Raw genomic sequence first — 19,897 nt, forward strand, 5'->3', positions numbered from 1 at the left:
TCCACCTTTTTTATTATTTTTTCAGGTCTTTTTCTTATCATCCACTGCTTTAAAGGTTTTTATTTTTAATTAAGAGAAAAAGTTTGTGATTCCCTTCACTAAGCTAGTCACAAAAAAGTCCTTAAATTGTCACAGAATCTTAACAATTATTCCTATCACCCATATTATTCTTTTTCCAAGGCTTTTTCAAGCCTATTAGATAGTGTTATAAAACTGTGAATTTTCAAAAATTGACTTAAAATCCTTTTTCCTTCATATATTCATTATATTCATAGTGTTTGTTTATTCTATTCAAAATTGACTTTATCTTCATAAAGTGAGTTATTTGAAAATTTGTGCTATTATATGAGTGGAATGCTATTTCACATCATTCTCGGGGGGATTCGGATGAAAGAGAACCAAAAAATCTATGATATTACGATTATTGGTGGTGGCCCTACTGGACTATTTACTGCATTTTATGGTGGAATGAGACAGGCATCCGTTAAGATAATCGAGAGCTTACCACAATTAGGGGGACAATTAGCAGCACTATATCCTGAAAAATTTATATATGATGTTGCAGGATTTCCAAAGGTAAGAGCCCAAGAGCTTGTAAATAATTTAAAAGAACAAATGGCAAAATTTGAACCTACAATCGTTCTTGAACAGTCTGTTGACATATTAGAAAAGCAAGAAGATGGCATCTTTAAGCTTACAACTGATAAAGAAGTACATTTATCAAAGACAGTTATTATTACTGCTGGTAATGGTGCTTTCCAACCTCGTCGAATTGAGCTTGAAAATGCTACAAATTATGAAAATAAAAACCTTCACTACTTTATTGACGATTTAAATCAATTTGCTGGTAAAAAGGTTGTTGTGTTTGGTGGCGGTGACTCTGCGGTCGATTGGGCGTTAATGCTTGAACCAATTGCTGAAAAAGTAACAATCGTACACCGTCGCGATAAATTCCGTGCTCATGAGCACAGTGTTGAAAACCTACATAATTCAAAAGTAGAAATTAAAACTCCATTTGTACCTGCTAAATTTGTTGGAAATGATAATGGCATTCAGCAAGTTGTTCTTGAAGGTGTTGATGGTGAAACAAAAGTAGTCCTTAATGTTGATGCTGTTATTGTAAACTATGGTTTTGTCTCTTCACTAGGTCCTATAAAAAAATGGGGATTAGAAATTGAAAAGAACTCCATTTCAGTAAATTCTAAAATGGAGACAAACATCCCGGGAATTTATGCTGCTGGAGATATTTGCACGTACGAAGGAAAAGTAAAACTAATAGCATGTGGATTCGGCGAAGCGCCAACCGCCGTCAATAACGCTAAAACATACATCGATCCAAAAGCAAAAACCCAACCACTTCACAGTTCATCAATGTTTTAAAGCTTTAAAGCGGTGGGGGTCAGACCCCCACCGCTTTAGTGCGTAAAAGAAATTTGGTTATTACCTAAAACCAGCATCCTCTTCTGTGTCTGTGGCTACGATTGTTGTCTTCTGCACCAGCAACTCGGTCATTGTCTCTGCAGCGGCGAACGGCACGGCAAAAATCGTCTCCGTTAATTGTTCCTCTGAATTTAACATCACGGTTTCGGTCTCTGTTTCTGTCGGTAGCACCTGCAACTCTATCTCGATCTCTGTCCCTTCTACAACTCATTATTTTCACTCCTTTTCGAATAATATGAACGATACATACTATCCTACGTGGACGCTGTACATGCTGTAGAGGCACAAGCCTATATTTAGATAAAATGTGCTAAATAATTAAATTTTATAAAAATAGATTTCAGATATCTAATAGAAACAGTAAAAAACCTCCTCATATTACTAGAGAAGGTAATTTTTTCATATTAACACTCTTCCGGCGTCCCCGCATTCGCAGCTGTTCTGAACGAAGAACCACACCCACAGGAAGCAATCGCATTCGGATTGTCGATGGTGAATCCACCGCCCATCATCGATTGTTTATAATCAATCTTCGTTCCTTTTAGGACAGGTGCGCTTTCTTCATCAACGAGTACGTTAATTCCATAAGCTTCAAATTGGATATCTTTGTCACCCTTCTCATGGTCAAAGCCCATTCCATAAGATAAGCCACTACAACCTCCACCTTGGATAGCTACACGTAGAAAAGCACCTTCTTCTTCATTTTGTTTCATCATGTCTTTAATTTGTAATGCCGCCGCTTCAGTAATTTGAACAATTTCCGTCATTTCTACCCCTCCAACCTTAGTTTTATTTTAAGTATAAACATCACCTTCACAATACTCAACTAAACTGATTTCATTCTTTAAAAGTAAATTTTAGCAATTTCCTTTGCCTTTATAGTACTTTTTTACTTGTATTGTTGTATAATCATTAATATATATAAGTGTATATTTACCTATTTTTATCTACTTATCATATTAAAGTCCTATAAGGAAGGTGATAATATGACTCAAATCTCTCCTCTTTATGATAAAACCTATGAATGCATGGCCTGTAGTAAGAACTTTTCTACTAAAAAAGTCCGGTCACGCTTTATTAAAGTACTCGAATATGATACTGATTTCTTTCCAAGCTACCATTCAGAAGAAAGCAATCCAATATTTTACCATATTAATGTCTGTCCGAATTGCGGATTCTCTTTTTCTGAAGATACAAATCGTTACTTCCGACCTAATACATTAGAAATGATAAAAGAAAAAATTTCAAACAATTGGAATTCCCTTGATTACGGCGGGGTTCGAACTTTGATTGATGCAATCAATTGTTACAAATTAGCCATATACACAGCGACAATTAAAATGGAAAAACATATTGTTCTAGCAGGAATGTATCTTCGAGTTGCGTGGTTATATCGTAGTTTGAAAAACGAAGAACAAGAGCAACGATTCATGAAGTTATCTTTACAGGAATATATTCTATCTTATTCTGAAGATGACTTTAGGGGTACACAAGTTTCAGAAGTTAAACTATTATATTTAATTGCAGAGCTTTCGATTCGGACGAGCGACTATAATCAAGCTGTAAAATATTTCTCAAAAGTCATTGAGCGCCAGAAAATATCTGTTGAACCTCGCATTATAGAAATGGCAAAAGATCGTTGGCAAGAAATTCGTGAAACCAAAAAACATGCATAGAGCGTCTGAATGCAAAAAAAAGCTGGATTGTGCGAGTATAATCCGATCAATCCAGCTTAAAATATACTAAAACATTGGGTTTTCATCTAAATATTGATAAATATTTTCAACTAGCTCATCTGGAGTTTCGCCAGTTACAACCTCACCATTCACAAGCGCGTATAATGTTGATGCGCATTTTCCACAATAGCCTAAACACCCGTATTCGATCACATCTAGATCAGGATCTCGCTCTAGTTGTTCCCTTGCTCTTTGTGCACCGCTAGCAAGATTGCTAATACAAAACTCAATGATAGGTTTTATCATTCATTTCACCTCTTATACAGTGTTAATCCTACCTTTTTTTCTAAAAATGGTCAAACTTTATTAATTATTAACTAATCTATAAAATTCTCGAAAATCGATAACTTATTTAATTGAAAGTTCACGTCCAGAGTAAGCATCCTAGCCCCAACGTACAGGATGTACTCATGTCAACAATGCGACAGTACTTCGCTTTTTTTGTTATTTGTCAATCATTTTTTGAAACTGTTGTGATTTTGTCACATATTAGTTATACTTTTTATGGCTAAAATAATAAATATTACGATTCTCAAAATTGTTTATTTACAATTTGTTCGGAAACTAAGTTGCAGCTTCCTGAGAGAAAAAGGAGATAAGCAATATGAAAAAACTTGTCATTCTTGGTGGCGGATATGGTGGTATGAGGGTATTAAACGAGCTATTACCTAATCATTTACCAGCTGATGTCTCCCTTACATTAATTGATCGGGTTCCTTACCACTGTTTAAAAACGGAATATTACGCTTTAGCAGCTGGCACGATATCTGACCAACATATTCGAGTTGCCTTCCCTGAACATCCTAGGTTAGAAGTGAAGTATGGGGAAGTAACTGGAATCGACTTAAAAAACAAAACGGTAAAATTAAAAAATGAAGATCAACTATACGATGAATTAATTATCGGGCTTGGATGTGAAGATAAGTATCACGATGTCCCTGGTGCAAATGAATTTACTTATAGCATCCAAACGATTGAAAAATCGAGAGAAACATACCAAGCATTGAATAACTTAGCACCTGGTTCAACAGTTGGAATTGTAGGAGCTGGACTAAGTGGTGTGGAACTTGCGAGTGAATTAAATGAAAGCCGCCCCGATTTAAAAATTTTATTATTTGACCGTGGCGAGTACATTCTTTCTGCTTTCCCTCAAAAGCTAAGTGAATATGTACAAAAATGGTTTGATTCACATAATGTTGAAATTATCAATAATGCTAATATTACACGAGTAGAATCTAATCAATTATTCAACAACGATACACCGATTCCTTGTAATATTGTCGTTTGGACAGCAGGTATTCAACCAAACAAAGTTGTCCAAGATTTAGAAGTTGAAAAAGACAAGCAAGGACGAGTCATTTTAACTAACAGACATCATCTTCCAAATGATGAAAATGTATTTGTCATTGGTGATTGTGCTAGTTTACCTCATGCCCCTAGTGCACAACTGGCAGAAGGGCAGGCTGAACAAGTGGTCCAAGTTTTAGTAAAACGTTGGAATGGTGAAGAACCACCTGAAACCTTCCCACCAATTAAATTAAAAGGAATCCTCGGTTCACTAGGAAAAAAACATGGATTCGGTTTAGTTGCCGATCGTGCCATTACTGGGCGAGTGGCTAGACTTATTAAGTCTGGAATATTATGGATGTATAAGTATCATAAAGGGTGACAGTAAAAGGGAGTTGACCATTAGGTCAGCTCCCTTTATTCTGCAGCCGAATAACCGTATTTTTCCATTTCAGCATAAATCGTTTTTAGCTTTGGATTTCCTTCCCCAACCACTTTACCTTCCAATAAAACCACTGGGTAAAACATATCCTCTTCTATGACACGACCTGCAAACTCTTTTTTCTCTTCATCACTTGGCGGATTGAAAATATCCACATAAGATATAGTAAACGGTTGATCCACATATTTCCTTGCAATGGCTGCTTCAAGCCATTCAAATGTTTCTTTTGAAGATGGAAGATTTACGCAGCTTGGACAAAGTACTTCTGCACCATAAACCACAATTTCAATCGATTTTTTCTCCATTTTCCGCACCCTTTTCTTTTTCTTTTATTTTACAACACGATCACATAAAAAACCTATTTATTTGATTTCGTCTTTCCAGATTCCGTAATAGATTTTTCAAGCGATAATGATTATAATAACAGTATGAAAGGAGTCGATTACAATGTCAGGTCAAGATATTAAAGCAGAAGTTCAAGAAGTATTAGATAAATTGCGTCCATTCCTTCTTCGTGACGGAGGAGATTGTGAACTAGTAGATGTAGAAGATGGTATTGTTAAACTTCGTTTACTAGGCGCTTGCGGAAGCTGCCCAAGTTCAACTATCACTCTAAAAGCTGGAATTGAAAGAGCATTATTAGAGGAAGTTCCAGGTGTCGTTGAGGTAGAACAAGTATTTTAAGTTAATGATAAAACGCGACTCTTTTATAGAATCGCGTTTTTTTTATACACTTGGCTTCCCTTTCTATCAATTGGCAGCAGTTGTATGTTTGATTGTGGGAAACTTTCGGTAAGTGATTGTTTAAGTCGTATAGCTTGTCCTTTTTCAATAAATGCTAACAATGTTGGTCCAGCCCCGCTCAATGCTACACCGAACGCACCATTTTTTTTAGCTACCTTTTCAAACTGATCGTAAAATGGGATAAGATCTTTACGGTATGGTTGGTGAAATAAGTCATTTTCCATCATCTTTCCTGCAATTATCCAATTTTGACTCAGTAACGAAGCAATTAATAAATTGGCCACTGAAGAAGCTGCAACAGCTTCCTTGTAACCTAGACCACTTGGTAAAACCTTTCTAGACTCACTAGTTAACAAAGTACTGTTAGGAATGCAGCCAACCACTTCAAAATCTAGTTCTGAAAATGAAAGAAGATGCACTTCATTTTTGAAATAGCTTCCTATGACTAGCCCACCATAAAGCGATGCTCCAACATTATCAGGATGTCCTTCTATTTCGGTAGCAATTTGTAGTTTTTCTTGCTGAGTAAGCTGCAAATGTCCTAATTGATCCGCAAGTTCAATTCCAGCCACAATGGCAGCGGCGCTAGAACCTAACCCTCTTGCTAGGGGAATCGAAGTATTCATTTTTATGGAACACGGAGGGATCTTAATGCCATATTTTCTACTAACGATTTTTGCGACGTTAAAAATAAAATGTGATTCAGCCTTAGAAAGCTGTTGCAATTCAGGTGAGGTAGTAGTGATCCTCCATCTATCAGAAAGCTCAACTTCTAAAGTTAAATATAATCCTAGAGCTATACCAACAGAATCAAAGCCTGGACCAAGATTTGCTGAGCTCCCCGGAACTTTAATTGAAAATGAATTATACATCACTTGCCACTCCACGAATATATTAGAAAAACAAATATAGGGATTACCATGGAATAAGATAATCCCTTTTGTGATTTATTTACTGATACATTGCCACTCTTTATTTACTAATGTTTTCGGGCTATTTCCTTCCAACACGGCTGTGATATTACTAATACAAAGTTTCATCATCGTGATTCTTGTTTCTACACTAGAGCTACCAATATGAGGGATAGCGACTACATTAGATAATGAAAGTAAAGGATGTGTGGATCGAATCGGCTCTGTTTCAAATACATCTAGTCCCGCACCAGCAATCTCTCCTTCGGCAAGTGCTTGATAAAGCGCTTCTTCATCCACAACAGGACCTCGGGCAGCATTCACGAAGATGGCTGATGGCTTCATTTTTTGAAAAATTTCCCTCGTAAATAAATTTTTGGTTTCAGTCGTAAGTGGTGTTAAACATACGACATAATCCGACTTTTTCACTAAATCAAGGAAGGGAGTATATTGAACTCCAAGTTTTTCTTCCGCTTCTAGTTTACGAGTACGATTATAATAAAGAATATCCATGTCAAACCCTGTTGCTCTTTTCGCAACGGCTTCTCCGATTTTCCCCATTCCAACAATCCCGATTGTTTTATGATGAACATCATGTCCCGCTAATAAAAGCGGACTCCAGCTTTTCCATTGATCGTTTTTAATATATTCAGCCGCTTCAACGATTCTTCTCGCTGTTGCTAACAGCAAGGCAAAGGTTAAATCTGCGGTTGTGTCGGTCAATACATCAGGTGTGTTGCAAACAGCAATCCCTTTCTCATTTGCCGCTTGAAGATCAATATTATCATAGCCAACTGCTAAATTAGCTACCACCTTTAGTTTCTTGCCTAAAGAAAGAACTTCCTGATCGATGGAGTCAGAAAGCATCGTAAGTAATGCATCTGCCTGACTTGTCTCTTTTAATAATACATCTCTTGGAACGGGAATATCCTCTTTGTCCCACATACTTATTTCATAGTGGTCTTGCAAAACGTTTAACACATCTTCTGGTAGTTTTCTTGTTATGAAAATATAAGGCTTCATCTTAATCCCCTTCCACAATCATTTCTACTACCAATTTTATCACATTTATCAACTTATACCTCAAGCCAATCTAACTGTGGGATTTTTAGTTTTCTCAATGGCACTTCCGCTAAGGAATAGAACTCTCCAATGAACCTTTCATAATCGCTAGTGCTCTGAAGATGCTTTTGAAACTTTTCTTCCAAAGAATTTCTATCTTGCTCAGATTGGGTCATATAATATCCTTCTACGCATTCAACAAAATGAAGTGGAAATAAGAGTCGGGCAAAAAGTAGACGCCATCCAAATGCCGATAACGGGGCGAGTGATTGGTAGTCCTTAAAGAATTTTCTAATTGGTTGATGATGAGTTTGTTTACTTTCAAAATAGACTTCTCTCGTCCACTCCGCTAAATCTCTGCTTCGATGATCAAATACCCAATCGAGAGGATTTTTTAACACATATTCCTTGCCCCAACTTTGATTCGAAAAACGTTCATGACATACAGTTCCGTGATCCATTTGACCAGGTGTTTCATCCATTTCCGCATCGACTAAATATTGAATCGCATTTTCCGCAAGTCCCATGTAGTATGGATAAGACTCGATAAACATTTTTTCAAATTCATTTTCTGGGGTTTGATAAATTTTTGTTTGCCAAACTGTTTCCATTTGATCCATTCTTTTTTCCCATAATTGCTTCCATTGCCCAATACGACTTGTACGTTCAACCTTAAAAGGGATGGATAAGCCTCTTAAATGGAATTTGGCTAATTTTCTCCCCACTTGCTTTACATCGTTTTGTTTCTCTCCTAAACGGCAGGATAATAAGCAATGTGCCTTTCCTTCTTTCGTTCCAAAAAGTTCTCCTGATTTTGTTTGTGTTATACTTAAAACATGACGGTCGCCTCTTTGTATGAGATGATCGGCCAACCCTTTTAATTCTATAAGATATTCTGGACTTTCTCCTAAAGGGGCTAGTAAATATACCACATCATTGCTTATTAATCCTTCATAGCTACCTAATCGGATCTGTCTATCTGGTCTGATCCCATACGTTTCATCAATCCATTTTGAAAACATACAGACACTCCCTTCCCTCCTTACATATATATGTGTGTCTAACATGTTTTTACATCAATCACTAAGCAAAAAAAGTATAAGTCTTTAAATGCAGGAAATGATGAAAGAAGAGAATGGGCATTTTTGTTCCTTTTTCTAGACCACGGCATATTTTATTGCAATAGGGTATATATTTATGAAAATGCGGAAGCGCCTTGTTTAGCCCCGATAAAGAAGACTGGTCGATTGGCGAGTGAAGCGAAGACAGAGACCTAGTGGCACTTATGCAAACCGTTCTTTGGTTTGCCAAGCAAATGCTTCGCCACCCAGAAAATCGTTCTTTGACTTTTTGGGTGGCGAACATTTGACCTCGAGGTCGACAAAAACGCGACGTCCTGTCGCATTATCGACACTAGTACATCCTGTACGTCGGGGCTAGGACGCTTGCGCTGGATTGCGAAAAACTTCTTATGAGTAATTCACATCTTGATATTTTATAAACTTATTAGCAAAGAAAATCTAAAGAAAAGGTGAACTATATGACTGATGCCAATAAACATGATTTTTCTGAAAATACTGCTCGTAGAATGATCTTGGAAAGAGGGGTAACGATTCAAGATATTGCTGATTTAGTTTATTTCCTCCAAGAAAAATATCACCCCCAATTAGCAATGGAAGATTGTATTTATAATGTCGAACGCGTTTTGACTAAAAGAGAAGTTCAAAATGCGATCCTAACAGGAATTCAACTAGACATTCTTGCCGAAAAAGGTTTACTCGAAGAACCACTTCAATCAATCATAAGCGTCGATGAGGGGTTATACGGGGTTGATGAAATTTTAGCATTTTCAATAGTCAATGTTTATGGCTCAATTGGCTTTACGAATTACGGTTATATTGACAAGCTTAAGCCAGGAATTTTACAAAAATTAAATGATAAAACGACGGGCGAATGTCATACATTTTTAGATGATATCGTTGGTGCTATTGCAGCGGCGGCTTCCAGTCGACTTGCGCATAGGGCAGCTGATACGGAATAGGAAGGAAAGGCTAGCTCATTGGGGGCTAGCCTTTCCTTCCTAAATTTCCCATTGACTTAACGAATCTACAACATATGTCGGCTGTTGTTCGTACTTTGTTAGTAATTCCTTCGTTGTTACTCCTGTATGAACTAATAATGTATCTAATCCTGCATGGATTCCTGCTAAAATATCGGTGTCATAATTGTCTCCAACCATTAATGTATCTTCTTTACTTGTGCCTATTACTTTTAGAGCTTGCTCCATAATGATGGATTCTGGCTTTCCAATAAAAATAGGCCTCACTTGCGTTGATACCGATACTACAGATGTTAAGGAACCATTCCCCGGCAATAATCCACGTTCTGTAGGAATAGCAATATCACCATTCGTAGAAATAAACTTTGCTCCATTTCTAACGGCTAAGCAAGCGATGGCTAATTTTTCATAATTAATTTCACGGTCGATTCCTGTCACTACATAATCAGCGTCTTCCTTTGCAAATAGGAAACCCTTTTCTTCCAGTGCAGTTTGAATCCCTTCTTCACCAATTACATAAACTGAAGCATTCTTTTTTTGTGCATATATATAATTAGCTGTTGCTTGACTAGTAGTAAAAACAAGCTCTTCTGTTGCAGGGATATCAAATTCCTGTAGTTTTGCCGCTACTTGCCATGGGGTTTTAGATGAATTATTTGTAACAAATAAATATGGTATGCCTTTTACGTATAATTTTTTTACAAAATCAATAGCTTCGGCAATTTTTTCAGTTCCTTTATACATCGTCCCATCTAGATCAATTAAGTACCCTTTATACTTTTTCAAGATAATCACTCCTTTTATTTCCTGAACCGCCATCATCATTGTAATAAAAAAGTTAGCAAAATAACAAAAGCGCAGGGCTCCTTGATCATCCACGACAAGCAAATGCCGTCCCAAAGAGGAGGTTTGCTCTTTAACCTCCTCTTTGGGGCGCCATTTGACCTCGAGGTCGACAAAGGCGCGACGTCCTGTCGCATTGTCGACACTAGTACTTCCTGTACGTCGGGGCTAGGACGCTTGCGCTGACGTGGACTATACAAGTTAATAAGTTACCACATCCGAGTATTCTATAGTTTCCTTAACAAACAAAAAGGCCGTGTTCACGACCTTTACTAATTTTTAAAAGCGGAAACAGGACCCAATTCATTTTTTAAATATTCTTTTACCTTTGGAGAGAAGCTCCTTAAAGTAACCATATGTTGATTGAAAGCAGTCATGACCTCATCGTGAGAGATTTCCGTATAATTTTGTACAAGCATTTTTCGTAATGAAATAATTGCTTTTAAGCTAATTCCCATTTCATTAGTAACAACTTTTTCATCCATTAATATATCCACAATGTCTTCGTAGCTTCCAGGATCACGCATAATAAATCCATCAATCATCGCATTACCTACATCTAATATTGATTCGATGATCATGTGTGTAATGCGTTCTAATGCTGCTTTCTCAAGTGGTGTCTTCCATTCTTTTAGAGATTGAAATAAATCAAGTTGGTTTTCTAAATATTGTAATGTATGCTCTATTTTTAGTTGGTCTACGAAATACATTTCATTCACCTCGGGGAGTCTTATGTTGTCTTAACATCCGTTCGAAACACTAGGACATTGACGCAAGTTTAGGAAGTACTTTAGGACGGGCATAGAAATACCCTTGCGCTAAATCCACTTTATTTCTTGAAAGGACGAGAGCCTCCTCTGCACTTTCAATTCCTTCAGCAACAACTAATGAACCTGTCTCCTTCGCCACTAGTAAAAGCCCTTTTAGCATTGATTCCTTTACGGTGTTTTTGTCGATATTCTGAATAACTGACCGATCAATTTTAATGATATCCGGCATGATTTCACTGATTGTATTTAAACTGGCATATCCCGCTCCCGTATCATCAACGGCGATACGAAAGCCCATTGTACGAAGTACCTTAATATTATATACAAAATCTTTAATCGTCTCAATCGAATCCCGTTCAGTAACCTCTATCGTAATTTGGCTTGGTGGAATACTTTTATATTTTAATAATAGTTTTTTCACATCTCTTACGAAACGCCCGTTTCCTAATGTTAAAGGAGTAAAATTGATAAAAAAATCATGAAAACTCCCTGATTGTTGAATTTGCTCTAATGTTTTTTCTAAAACGATTAGCTCCAATTCGTAAAGCTTCCCTGTTTGCCTTGCCACAGAAAATAATTGTAAGGGACTTTCTAAATCCGTTCCTTTTGGTCCTCTTGTTAACATTTCCCACGCTTTAATTTCCCTTGATTCCACATCAATAATCGGTTGTGCTAGAAGCTTAATGTCCTTTTGAGAAACAATTTTACTTATCGAAAAGAGCATTTCATTAAATTCTGACTGAACCCTTTTTTCAGCCATGGCAACCGATTGCTGATGTGCTTTATAAATCGCTTCATGAATTGAATAATGTTTTTTCTCAACGAACATATAACCAGTATCGAAATATATTGGAACCGTTGGATATTCAATTAGTATATTTTTTTCCACTTCATCCGAAATTTTTTTCATGATGATATCAATTTCGGAAAGACAATCGCGTTTTTGATTCACACGAACATATAAAGTAAGGCCATCACTATAATAGTCGTGCAAAGCAACGATTTCATCTTTTTCGAAATGGCGATCCACGGAATACTTAAAAATAAACTTTAATCTATTGATAAATTTTTTATAATGTAGTTGACCTAATTGTCCATGAATATCATGTAAATTTTTTATATTAAAAACGATAACAGCCACTTCGAATCCATCTTTAAAGGCATGTGTAATACCTTCAGCAATAGGGTCCCTTAAGGTGAACTGTGGTGGGAAAAAACGCATTCTGGAATGTGGGAGGAAAATTTTTCCCCAATTTAAAAGTTGCTTCATTTTTTCTACGCAAGGATGGGCCATTTCTTTCATTCCTCTCAGAAAACCACCATTAAATTTTTCTTATATTGTATCACAATTTGTAGAATTACGTATTTATTCCACCTTAAGAATTTTTAGGTATTTTGAAGTATTTTGTTTCATTTTCGTTCAATGTGTTTTTTTGGTATGATAGAGTTATTCAAGTGTTGAAAAATTTGGAGGTACATGATGAGTGAGCGATATTTTTTATACGATGATAGAGAAGATACGAAAACAAGGTTTGTCAGTTTTGTTGGCGAACACCAGCGGTACGATTTAGCCATTACCCAAACGACAAGACATTATGGGAAAGCACTTGTGCTTAATATGCAAGGAAATAAATTCGCGATTATTGGAGAAGATGATTTAAAAGAAGAAGGGTATTTAGAATACGCCTTTGACTTAAAAGAAGAAGAAGCAGAAGAATTAAAAGATTTTTTATTAGAAATCATTTAACATGATTTTCACCTCTATTGTTGATAATAAAACAATAGAGGTGATTTAATTGAAAAATAATAGTTCAGAAAAATATGGAGATTTTTCTAATGTGGAAGCCGGAAGAAATTTTCTAACGGCAGAGGAACTGCCAGAAGGTCCATACGGCTCACCCATTGGAAAAGATGAACCTGTTCAAAACAAAAGTACACCGTGGAAAGAAGGTCAAAGATATTATAGTGCTTTTAACTATGAATTCAAAACCTTCCATGAAAATCTCCCAAGACAAATGGCTGGGGCTCATCCAACCCATGATGATCCTGAAACAGGTGAACAGCCACCTTATGAGGACTACCGTGAACATTGAAAAAAGGATGGTTAATACCATCCTTTTTTCAATGTTCAATCCTTTTTAACACAAAATAAGCACAGCCGAAATTGCAATACTCATACAAGTATTCACTTAAAGTGCTTATTTTTGTATCAAAGGTTGCTTTTTGATTTTGATCATCGAAAAAGCCTCTTAACCTTAATTGCCCGTATCCCCAGTCTCCAACAATATAATCATATCGAGTTAATATATCGCTATATCGTGCACGAAAGGCTTCCTCATTAAAACCATTTCGATGCTCTTGTACAATTTCATAAGAAATATTATTAATTTGGATCAAATTCAACACCTCACTAAACTAACTTTCATTTGTCCAGCTCCAGCGGCTAGCCCCTCGAGGTCAAATGTTCGCCACCCAAAAAGTCAAAGAACGACTTTCCGGGTGGCGAAGCATTTGCTTGTCGGGGCTAATCGAGCCGCTTCCGCTTTTCCTTTTCCTCATTATAACTCATTCCCCATGAATTACTAAGTGAAAAAGTAAAATACATGGTCATTCTATATATGAGGAGGTGTTTTTAATGAACAAGATGTTCATGACATTGGGAATTTCTGGTTTATTTGCCTTAACTGGCTGCGGAGCTAATCAGATGGCAGATCGTGACATTTATGAAGAAAGTGGACATACCGTTAACGTAAATAATCAAAGAGCTGAAATTTATAATAAAAACATGAGTAATAAAAGCGAAGATTTCGGATATGTGCGCCATCAAAAAAATCCAGTAAATGGTCGAACGAATTCGCATAAATTTTCTGCACTCGACCGTGAAAAATTAGCAGATAGTATCAGTAAATTAAGTTCTGATTTACCAAATGTACATGATGTTGCCACACTTGTAACCGATGAAGAGGTATTAATTGCCTATCAAACGGACGCTAAAGATCGAAATTTAACTGCTGACCAAGTCAAGAAAACAGCTATATCTGTTGTTCCACGTTTTTATCATGTGTATGTAACAGATAATAAAAACTTAATAAAGAATGTTGAAAACTTCGCAACATTGGACTCAGATAGCCGAAATGTGGATAGTATGGTTGACCGACTTATTGTTCAAATGTTGAAATCACCACAAGGTGCGCCTCTTACTAAGATGGAGAACGAAAATGATGTGATTAACAATGATATGTCTGAAAATCGTCAGCGTAATTTCACACCAACACAAATGCAAAACAATCGATAAATAAGAAAAGCGTAAGCGCCTTGATTAGCCCCGAGAAGCAAATGCTTCGCCAGCCGGAAAGTCGCTCTCTGACTTTTTGGCTGGCGAACATTTGACCTCGAGGTCGACAAGAGCGCGACGTCCTGTCGCATTGTCGACACTAGTTCATCCTGTACGTCGGGGCTAGGCGCTGAAGCTGGACAATTTTCGAAGTCCGAAAATGGTATACTTTTAGTCATACAAAAGACCTGAGCCAGTTTAACTCGAGCTCAGGTCTCTTCAATTTATGCTTCCTTCACTTCCATATCTGCTAATTCTTGCTTTTTCTTAGCTGCAGCATTGACTTGTTCATCTGCATGATAAGATGAGCGAACAAGTGGACCAGCTTCACAATGATTAAAGCCTTTAGTCATGGCGATTTCCTTTAATTCCTTAAACTCATCTGGACTGTAATATTTTTCGACCTTTAAATGTTTCTTTGTTGGCTGTAAATACTGACCAATTGTTAAAATATCAACATGATTTGCCCGCAAGTCGTCCATTGCTTCAATGATTTCATCCTTTGTTTCACCAAGTCCTATCATGATACTTGATTTCGTTGGCGTATCAGGCTGCATTGCTTTCGCACGGCGTAAAAATTCTAGGGAGCGGTCGTATTGGGCTCTTGCTCGAATTCTTGGTGTCAATCTTCGGACCGTTTCGATATTATGATTTAAAATATCTGGTTTCGCATCCATTAGGATTCGTAAATTTTCTTCGACTCCACCCATATCAGAAGGGAGAACTTCAATAGATGTAAATGGATTTTTTTTACGTACCGCTCGGACCGTTTCAGCAAATACGGCTGCTCCCCCATCCTTTAAGTCATCTCTGGCAACGGCCGTTATGACCACATGCTTTAAATTCATATGAACGACAGAGTCCGCTACTCTTTCTGGTTCTTGCCAATCTAATTCAGATGGTAAGCCGGTCTTCACTGCACAAAAACGGCAAGCTCGTGTACAAACATCGCCTAAAATCATGAAAGTGGCTGTTCTTCTTACTGCCCAACATTCATGAATATTCGGACATCTAGCCTCTTCGCACACAGTATGTAAATTTTTCTCTCTCATCATTTTCTTTAACTCAGTATAATTTTCATTTGTATTTAATTTTATTTTTAACCATTCTGGTTTTCTTAAATGACCTTCCTTGCTCATGCCATTCCACCCCTAAATAGAAAAAAGTATGAAATAATGTTTTCACTTTCTTTAGACACTGTAACACACTAAAAAAAGTTGAACAAGCTTGACCCCATCACATTTCCATTATTTTAAAAACATTTTATTGTTGATTCAAGACAGACTATATTTATATATGACAATTGGATGGGAGGATTCATGTGAAGTGCTTTATTGCATCCTTACTCTTAGTTCTAATGGCAGCTATGTTTTCTCCAAAGACAAGTCATGCCAATACAGACGATCTTTACGTTAAAAGAATGGAGCTTTATAAAAAAGTTGAGGCAGTCACGCAGATCCCTTGGTATTATTTAGCTGCCATTGATCAATACGAAAGAAACATTCGACAAGTTCGAAGAGATTTACCAAAAGCGGAGGGAATCATTGCTATTTATTTTCGTCCGGAGGAGTGGCGCGGGCTTTTAAATCCGAAACTTAATGATGAAAACCCTACTTCAATCCAATTCTTCGATGGAGTTGGTATTGACGGTAATGGGGATGGCAAAGCAAGCCTTACAAATGATGAAGATGTTTTACATGCATTTGCTAACTATATCCTTTCATATGGGATCGACCATGATAATATTAAAATCGCATTGTGGAACTATTATCTTCGCGATAAAACGGTCGGAATTATAACAGGAAAAGCACAGATTTATAAACACTTCGGCCGTTTAGATCTTGATAAGCATGCTTTTCCTGTACCATTAAGAAGTAATCATAGCTATAAAAATACTTGGGGAAGTGCCAGAGGCTGGGGTGGAAGACGGATTCACGAAGGAACCGATATTTTTGCTGGTTACGGAGTTCCTGTAAGGGCCACAAGCTATGGGATCGTTGAGATGAAGGGCTGGAATCGCTTTGGCGGCTGGCGCATCGGTATTCGGGATATTAATAATACGTATCATTATTTCGCCCATTTGAGTGGTTTTGCAAAAGATCTTAAAGTAGGACAAGTTGTTGAGCCTGGAATGTTGATTGGTGGAGTTGGAAGTTCTGGTTATGGCCCACCAGGAACATCAGGTAAATTCCCGCCACATCTCCATTATGGGATGTACAAAGATAATGGGTATACTGAATGGTCCTATGATCCATACTCTCATTTAAGACTTTGGGAGAGACAAGAAAGGCAAAGGAATAAAAAATAAGAAAAGCGCAAGGCGCCCGCCTATCGGCGACAAGCAAATGCTTCACAGCCATCAAAGTCGTTCTTTGACTTTGCATGGATGTGAACATTTGACCTCGAGCCGATGGCGCCTGGAGCTGGACAATTTTCGAAGTCCGAAAAAGTTTTTTTACCTTTTAAATAAAGGGTGACCCCAAATGGTCACCCTTTTTCCAATTAATTTGCTTTTTTCCCTTTTACTACTGCATTGATCACACTTGCTGTAAGTCCACCCCATATAATGACCATCCCAACAATCATCATCGCAATTGCGCTTGCTGACATAATTATGAAGCCTCCTTTTCAGTATCACTTTGTATGGATAAATCATCACTCTTCCATTTGAAGAGGGTGAAAAGGAATCCTACTACGATCACTACCGCAGCAACTAACCATCCCGCATAAATAATAAACTCTGTGGAATATCCCCCGTAGTTATCTTTTAAATTGGTAATGAAATTTTGAACCATCATGTATCCTAATACTAAAGGTGTAATAGCAGCTAAACATACCTTCCACCAAGACCCAATCATAACATCTGAAACGTTATTCGCATGAGATTGTAGATTCTTAAGTTCCTTGAAAACCCAAGCAACTAGCACGACTTCAATTAACCCAGCTAATGTAACACCAAAATTATTTATAAAATAGTCTGCAGCGTCAAGGAAATATAAGCCGCTTTTTGTAGCGAAAAGAATTGAAATCAGTGCTGAAAGACCCCCACCAAATGCCACTGCTTTATTACGTGAAACTTTAAATTTCTCTTGAATTCCTGCTACATACGTTTCTACAATTGAAATAAGTGAAGTTAACCCTGCAAGAACTAAGCATAAGAAGAATGCTACTCCAAAAAATTCATTGAATGCTGGGAACTCATTAATAATTTGTGGAAAAACAACGAAAGCAAGTCCCACACCTGCATCAACCACTTTACTAACCGGAACACCTTGCTGAACAGCCATGAAGCCTAACGCCGAGAAAACGCCAATTCCAGCTAATAATTCAAAACCTGAATTGGCAAAACCTGTAATAAAAGCACTGTTCGTTAAATCTGTTTTCTTTGGTAAATAGCTAGAATAAGTAATCATAATCGCGAATCCAATTGAAAGACTAAAGAAAATTTGACCGTAAGCAGCTACCCAAACTTTTGGATCGGCGATCTTACTCCAATCTGGTTTGAATAATGCATCTAGCCCTTGCATCGCTCCATCAAGAGTTAGTGCGCGGATAACGATGATTAAAAATAAGCCAATTAATGTTGGAATCATAATTTTATTTGCTAATTCGATTCCCTTTTTTACTCCTTTAAAAAGAACTCCTAGTGTAATAATCCACACTAATACTAATGGAATAAAGACTCCTGGTACAACCCCACCTAGATGACCTGGCTTGTCCGCTAATTTCAAAAATTCACCAAATAGGAATCCTTTTGTATCTTCTCCCCATTCAAGGCTTAATGAAAATTTAGAGTAAGACATCGCCCAAGCAATAATTACTGCGTAATAAGTGGAAATCACAAAGGAAATTCCTAATTGCCACCAACCTAACCATTCAGATTTCTTATTAAGTCGAGTAAATGTTAAAGGTGCAGATCCCCTTAACTTATGCCCAAGAGTAAACTCTAAAATTAATAGTGGGATACCTGCCGTTAATAAGGCAAATAAATATGGCAAGAAGAATGCCCCACCCCCGTTTTCGTAAGCAACTGCTGGGAATCTCCATATATTCCCTAAGCCAACTGCTGAACCAATTGCTGCTAAAATAAATCCGGCACGTGTTCCCCATTGTGGACGATTATCCATTATATTTCCTCCTATACTTCCATTTATTTCATAAAATAGATAGAAAAATCTAAAGTTTTATTATTTTCAGATTATTTGTTCTAAAAATTATTATAGGGGCTCTTATTAAATCTGTCAAAACATTATTATAAAAAAATAAAAATTATTTTATAATCTAGAAAACTAACGGAAATGTAACCGTTTTCTAAAATTAATATTATTCAAAAGATAATTTCAACAAAAAAACAGGAGTAAATATATACCCTGTTTAATCGAGATTCTATTAGTTTAATGGTAGCTCGATAGAAGTTCCATCTCCTCCTCCACCATTATAATACTGTGGTACCTTTCCAGGAATCGTTCCCATTGCTAGTGGGATATCTTGTGTCACTGATGTGATTTTAGTAGAAAATGGAACAATAATTTGAACATCCACTTTTACTTCAATATAAATAGCAATCCATACATTATTGATTCCGAACGGTTTAAGTTCTGTTTTCGGATTGACCTCAACTTCTCCGACAGCATGGAAACTGATCGGTATTTTCGGTCCCAAATTACCAAGCAATGCATTATTCGTTGCTTGCCCTATTGGAATCTCATATACAATCCCTTTTGCTTTTTTAGATTCACCGTAATCGATTGCAACATCCGTATTTTGTTCAATTAGTTCAAGATTACCTTTTGATGCTTCTTTTAAATTTTTTGACACTAAGGTATGTGTATCTGCAATGACACTTGTAATAATTTCAGTATTTAAATTGGCTGCTGTTCCTCCATCATCACTAGGAGTAAGTTCAATAATATCATTAATTTTCATTCCGGTAGCAATCTTCTTATTAATTGCCTGATTAATCACCACTGTAGCTATTTTCTTCGTCTGGCTTTCCGCATATGCCATTAAGGTCGGCTCGATTCCTTTATTTATGACCCAAAGTCCTGATGCAGTTGAAAAGGTAAAAAAGACAAACGTTAACAAAAAAACATAGCGAAAAGGTAATGGACCTTTTCGGGGCAATAGACGACGAAATTTTGCCAAGAAAAATCCCCCCTTTACAAGCTATATGTATGCTTTAAAGAGGGGAACTAGACTAACAGAAAAGCGGAAGGCGCCTGTTTATCGGCGACAAGCAAAAGACGAGCCGGCAGGAAGGTTGTTCTTT

At 37.0% G+C, this 19,897-nt stretch carries 23 protein-coding genes and 1 pseudogene; 9 read left to right on the forward strand and 15 right to left on the reverse strand.

Features of this window, described 5'->3' with window-relative positions; genetic code table 11:
• The first annotated feature begins 387 nt into the window (after nt 1-387).
• Entirely contained in the window at nt 388-1,380 is a 993-nt protein-coding gene (locus tag ACFSO7_RS10950) for an NAD(P)/FAD-dependent oxidoreductase (RefSeq protein WP_377877334.1), read from the forward strand.
• Nucleotides 1,381-1,444: 64 nt separating this feature from the next.
• Here ACFSO7_RS10950 and ACFSO7_RS10955 read toward each other — a convergent pair whose 3' ends face one another.
• The gene (locus ACFSO7_RS10955; protein WP_377877335.1) at nt 1,445-1,651 is read right to left on the reverse strand and encodes a hypothetical protein; all 207 of its coding nucleotides are present in this window, start codon (nt 1,649-1,651) and stop codon (nt 1,445-1,447) included.
• Between the two features lie 193 nt (nt 1,652-1,844).
• Nucleotides 1,845-2,207 (reverse strand): HesB/IscA family protein, encoded by a 363-nt coding sequence (locus ACFSO7_RS10960; RefSeq protein WP_377877336.1) that lies wholly within the window; start codon nt 2,205-2,207, stop codon nt 1,845-1,847.
• Between the two features lie 219 nt (nt 2,208-2,426).
• On the opposite strand from ACFSO7_RS10960, the gene ACFSO7_RS10965 reads away from it, so the two are divergent.
• Complete coding sequence (locus ACFSO7_RS10965) at nt 2,427-3,116, forward strand: DUF2225 domain-containing protein (RefSeq protein WP_377877337.1); 690 nt, start codon at nt 2,427-2,429, stop codon at nt 3,114-3,116.
• A gap of 66 nt (nt 3,117-3,182) precedes the next feature.
• Here ACFSO7_RS10965 and ACFSO7_RS10970 read toward each other — a convergent pair whose 3' ends face one another.
• The gene (locus ACFSO7_RS10970) at nt 3,183-3,422 is read right to left on the reverse strand and encodes a YuzB family protein (RefSeq protein WP_377877338.1); all 240 of its coding nucleotides are present in this window, start codon (nt 3,420-3,422) and stop codon (nt 3,183-3,185) included.
• A gap of 358 nt (nt 3,423-3,780) precedes the next feature.
• On the opposite strand from ACFSO7_RS10970, the gene ACFSO7_RS10975 reads away from it, so the two are divergent.
• The gene (locus ACFSO7_RS10975; RefSeq protein WP_377877339.1) at nt 3,781-4,845 is read left to right on the forward strand and encodes an NAD(P)/FAD-dependent oxidoreductase; all 1,065 of its coding nucleotides are present in this window, start codon (nt 3,781-3,783) and stop codon (nt 4,843-4,845) included.
• 35 nt (nt 4,846-4,880) lie between these two features.
• On the opposite strand, the gene ACFSO7_RS10980 is transcribed toward ACFSO7_RS10975, so the two are convergent.
• The gene (locus ACFSO7_RS10980) at nt 4,881-5,210 is read right to left on the reverse strand and encodes a YuzD family protein (protein ID WP_377877340.1); all 330 of its coding nucleotides are present in this window, start codon (nt 5,208-5,210) and stop codon (nt 4,881-4,883) included.
• An 87-nt stretch (nt 5,211-5,297) separates the two neighbouring features.
• Between ACFSO7_RS10980 and ACFSO7_RS10985 the strand changes: the two are divergent.
• Nucleotides 5,298-5,589, forward strand: a pseudogene (locus ACFSO7_RS10985) (NifU family protein).
• A 23-nt stretch (nt 5,590-5,612) separates the two neighbouring features.
• Here the strand turns inward: ACFSO7_RS10985 and thrB are convergent.
• From thrB to yutH, 3 genes are all read right to left on the reverse strand, one after another.
• Nucleotides 5,613-6,521: a homoserine kinase gene (thrB, locus tag ACFSO7_RS10990; protein WP_377877341.1), complete on the reverse strand. Its 909-nt coding sequence runs from the start codon at nt 6,519-6,521 to the stop codon at nt 5,613-5,615.
• A 75-nt stretch (nt 6,522-6,596) separates the two neighbouring features.
• Entirely contained in the window at nt 6,597-7,583 is a 987-nt protein-coding gene (locus ACFSO7_RS10995; RefSeq protein ID WP_377877342.1) for a 2-hydroxyacid dehydrogenase, read from the reverse strand.
• 53 nt (nt 7,584-7,636) lie between these two features.
• The gene (gene yutH, locus ACFSO7_RS11000; RefSeq protein WP_377877343.1) at nt 7,637-8,644 is read right to left on the reverse strand and encodes a spore coat putative kinase YutH; all 1,008 of its coding nucleotides are present in this window, start codon (nt 8,642-8,644) and stop codon (nt 7,637-7,639) included.
• Between the two features lie 518 nt (nt 8,645-9,162).
• On the opposite strand from yutH, the gene ACFSO7_RS11005 reads away from it, so the two are divergent.
• Nucleotides 9,163-9,663: a phosphatidylglycerophosphatase A family protein gene (locus ACFSO7_RS11005; protein ID WP_377877344.1), complete on the forward strand. Its 501-nt coding sequence runs from the start codon at nt 9,163-9,165 to the stop codon at nt 9,661-9,663.
• A 39-nt stretch (nt 9,664-9,702) separates the two neighbouring features.
• On the opposite strand, the gene ACFSO7_RS11010 is transcribed toward ACFSO7_RS11005, so the two are convergent.
• The 3 genes from ACFSO7_RS11010 to ACFSO7_RS11020 form a co-directional block, all read right to left on the reverse strand.
• Nucleotides 9,703-10,467: a TIGR01457 family HAD-type hydrolase gene (locus ACFSO7_RS11010; protein WP_377877345.1), complete on the reverse strand. Its 765-nt coding sequence runs from the start codon at nt 10,465-10,467 to the stop codon at nt 9,703-9,705.
• Nucleotides 10,468-10,796: 329 nt separating this feature from the next.
• Complete coding sequence (locus tag ACFSO7_RS11015) at nt 10,797-11,234, reverse strand: DUF86 domain-containing protein (protein ID WP_377877346.1); 438 nt, start codon at nt 11,232-11,234, stop codon at nt 10,797-10,799.
• A 49-nt stretch (nt 11,235-11,283) separates the two neighbouring features.
• Complete coding sequence (locus ACFSO7_RS11020) at nt 11,284-12,597, reverse strand: EAL domain-containing protein (RefSeq protein ID WP_377877347.1); 1,314 nt, start codon at nt 12,595-12,597, stop codon at nt 11,284-11,286.
• Nucleotides 12,598-12,774: 177 nt separating this feature from the next.
• Between ACFSO7_RS11020 and ACFSO7_RS11025 the strand changes: the two genes are divergently transcribed.
• Nucleotides 12,775-13,041, forward strand: a complete 267-nt coding sequence (locus tag ACFSO7_RS11025) for a DUF3055 domain-containing protein (RefSeq protein ID WP_377877348.1) — start codon at nt 12,775-12,777, stop codon at nt 13,039-13,041.
• Between the two features lie 49 nt (nt 13,042-13,090).
• A complete protein-coding gene (locus ACFSO7_RS11030; RefSeq protein ID WP_377877349.1) occupies nt 13,091-13,387 on the forward strand; it encodes a cytosolic protein in 297 nt (98 codons plus the stop codon).
• Between the two features lie 28 nt (nt 13,388-13,415).
• Here ACFSO7_RS11030 and ACFSO7_RS11035 read toward each other — a convergent pair whose 3' ends face one another.
• Nucleotides 13,416-13,691, reverse strand: a complete 276-nt coding sequence (locus ACFSO7_RS11035) for a YutD family protein (RefSeq protein WP_377877350.1) — start codon at nt 13,689-13,691, stop codon at nt 13,416-13,418.
• 238 nt (nt 13,692-13,929) lie between these two features.
• Here ACFSO7_RS11035 and ACFSO7_RS11040 point away from each other — a divergent pair, with 238 nt between their 5' ends.
• On the forward strand, nt 13,930-14,589 hold the full coding sequence (locus ACFSO7_RS11040; RefSeq protein ID WP_377877351.1) for a YhcN/YlaJ family sporulation lipoprotein: 660 nt from the start codon (nt 13,930-13,932) through the stop codon (nt 14,587-14,589).
• A 263-nt stretch (nt 14,590-14,852) separates the two neighbouring features.
• Here ACFSO7_RS11040 and lipA read toward each other — a convergent pair whose 3' ends face one another.
• Nucleotides 14,853-15,767 (reverse strand): lipoyl synthase, encoded by a 915-nt coding sequence (gene lipA, locus ACFSO7_RS11045; RefSeq protein WP_377877352.1) that lies wholly within the window; start codon nt 15,765-15,767, stop codon nt 14,853-14,855.
• 218 nt (nt 15,768-15,985) lie between these two features.
• Between lipA and ACFSO7_RS11050 the strand changes: the two genes are divergently transcribed.
• Nucleotides 15,986-16,936 carry a M23 family metallopeptidase gene (locus ACFSO7_RS11050; protein WP_377877632.1) on the forward strand — a complete coding sequence of 317 codons (951 nt, stop codon included), beginning with the start codon at nt 15,986-15,988 and terminating at the stop codon, nt 16,934-16,936.
• A 194-nt stretch (nt 16,937-17,130) separates the two neighbouring features.
• Here the strand turns inward: ACFSO7_RS11050 and ACFSO7_RS11055 are convergent, their stop codons facing one another.
• The 3 genes from ACFSO7_RS11055 to yunB form a co-directional block, all read right to left on the reverse strand.
• Entirely contained in the window at nt 17,131-17,238 is a 108-nt protein-coding gene (locus ACFSO7_RS11055) for a methionine/alanine import family NSS transporter small subunit (protein WP_377877353.1), read from the reverse strand.
• A 2-nt stretch (nt 17,239-17,240) separates the two neighbouring features.
• Nucleotides 17,241-18,755 (reverse strand): sodium-dependent transporter, encoded by a 1,515-nt coding sequence (locus ACFSO7_RS11060; protein ID WP_377877354.1) that lies wholly within the window; start codon nt 18,753-18,755, stop codon nt 17,241-17,243.
• Between the two features lie 262 nt (nt 18,756-19,017).
• Complete coding sequence (gene yunB, locus ACFSO7_RS11065; protein WP_377877355.1) at nt 19,018-19,773, reverse strand: sporulation protein YunB; 756 nt, start codon at nt 19,771-19,773, stop codon at nt 19,018-19,020.
• Between the last annotated feature and the right edge of the window lie 124 nt (nt 19,774-19,897).

Source organism: Bacillus sp. CGMCC 1.16607, assembly GCF_042683745.1.
Lineage (GTDB): Bacteria > Bacillota > Bacilli > Bacillales > Cytobacillaceae > Pseudoneobacillus.

Bases quoted from the DNA above. Each gene is read 5' to 3' on its own strand.
- ACFSO7_RS10950 (WP_377877334.1), top strand. From the start codon at position 388: ATGAAAGAGAACCAAAAAATCTATGATATTACGATTATTGGTGGTGGC.
- ACFSO7_RS10965 (WP_377877337.1), top strand. From the start codon at position 2,427: ATGACTCAAATCTCTCCTCTTTATGATAAAACCTATGAATGCATGGCC.
- ACFSO7_RS11020 (WP_377877347.1), bottom strand. From the start codon at position 12,597: ATGAAAGAAATGGCCCATCCTTGCGTAGAAAAAATGAAGCAACTTTTA.
- ACFSO7_RS11025 (WP_377877348.1), top strand. From the start codon at position 12,775: ATGAGTGAGCGATATTTTTTATACGATGATAGAGAAGATACGAAAACA.
- ACFSO7_RS10970 (WP_377877338.1), bottom strand. From the start codon at position 3,422: ATGATAAAACCTATCATTGAGTTTTGTATTAGCAATCTTGCTAGCGGT.
- thrB (WP_377877341.1), bottom strand. From the start codon at position 6,521: ATGTATAATTCATTTTCAATTAAAGTTCCGGGGAGCTCAGCAAATCTT.
- ACFSO7_RS10995 (WP_377877342.1), bottom strand. From the start codon at position 7,583: ATGAAGCCTTATATTTTCATAACAAGAAAACTACCAGAAGATGTGTTA.
- ACFSO7_RS11055 (WP_377877353.1), bottom strand. From the start codon at position 17,238: ATGTCAGCAAGCGCAATTGCGATGATGATTGTTGGGATGGTCATTATA.
- ACFSO7_RS11040 (WP_377877351.1), top strand. From the start codon at position 13,930: ATGAACAAGATGTTCATGACATTGGGAATTTCTGGTTTATTTGCCTTA.
- ACFSO7_RS10980 (WP_377877340.1), bottom strand. From the start codon at position 5,210: ATGGAGAAAAAATCGATTGAAATTGTGGTTTATGGTGCAGAAGTACTT.
- yutH (WP_377877343.1), bottom strand. From the start codon at position 8,644: ATGTTTTCAAAATGGATTGATGAAACGTATGGGATCAGACCAGATAGA.
- ACFSO7_RS11015 (WP_377877346.1), bottom strand. From the start codon at position 11,234: ATGTATTTCGTAGACCAACTAAAAATAGAGCATACATTACAATATTTA.
- ACFSO7_RS11050 (WP_377877632.1), top strand. From the start codon at position 15,986: ATGGCAGCTATGTTTTCTCCAAAGACAAGTCATGCCAATACAGACGAT.
- ACFSO7_RS10960 (WP_377877336.1), bottom strand. From the start codon at position 2,207: ATGACGGAAATTGTTCAAATTACTGAAGCGGCGGCATTACAAATTAAA.
- lipA (WP_377877352.1), bottom strand. From the start codon at position 15,767: ATGAGCAAGGAAGGTCATTTAAGAAAACCAGAATGGTTAAAAATAAAA.
- ACFSO7_RS11005 (WP_377877344.1), top strand. From the start codon at position 9,163: ATGACTGATGCCAATAAACATGATTTTTCTGAAAATACTGCTCGTAGA.
- ACFSO7_RS10975 (WP_377877339.1), top strand. From the start codon at position 3,781: ATGAAAAAACTTGTCATTCTTGGTGGCGGATATGGTGGTATGAGGGTA.
- ACFSO7_RS10955 (WP_377877335.1), bottom strand. From the start codon at position 1,651: ATGAGTTGTAGAAGGGACAGAGATCGAGATAGAGTTGCAGGTGCTACC.
- ACFSO7_RS11060 (WP_377877354.1), bottom strand. From the start codon at position 18,755: ATGGATAATCGTCCACAATGGGGAACACGTGCCGGATTTATTTTAGCA.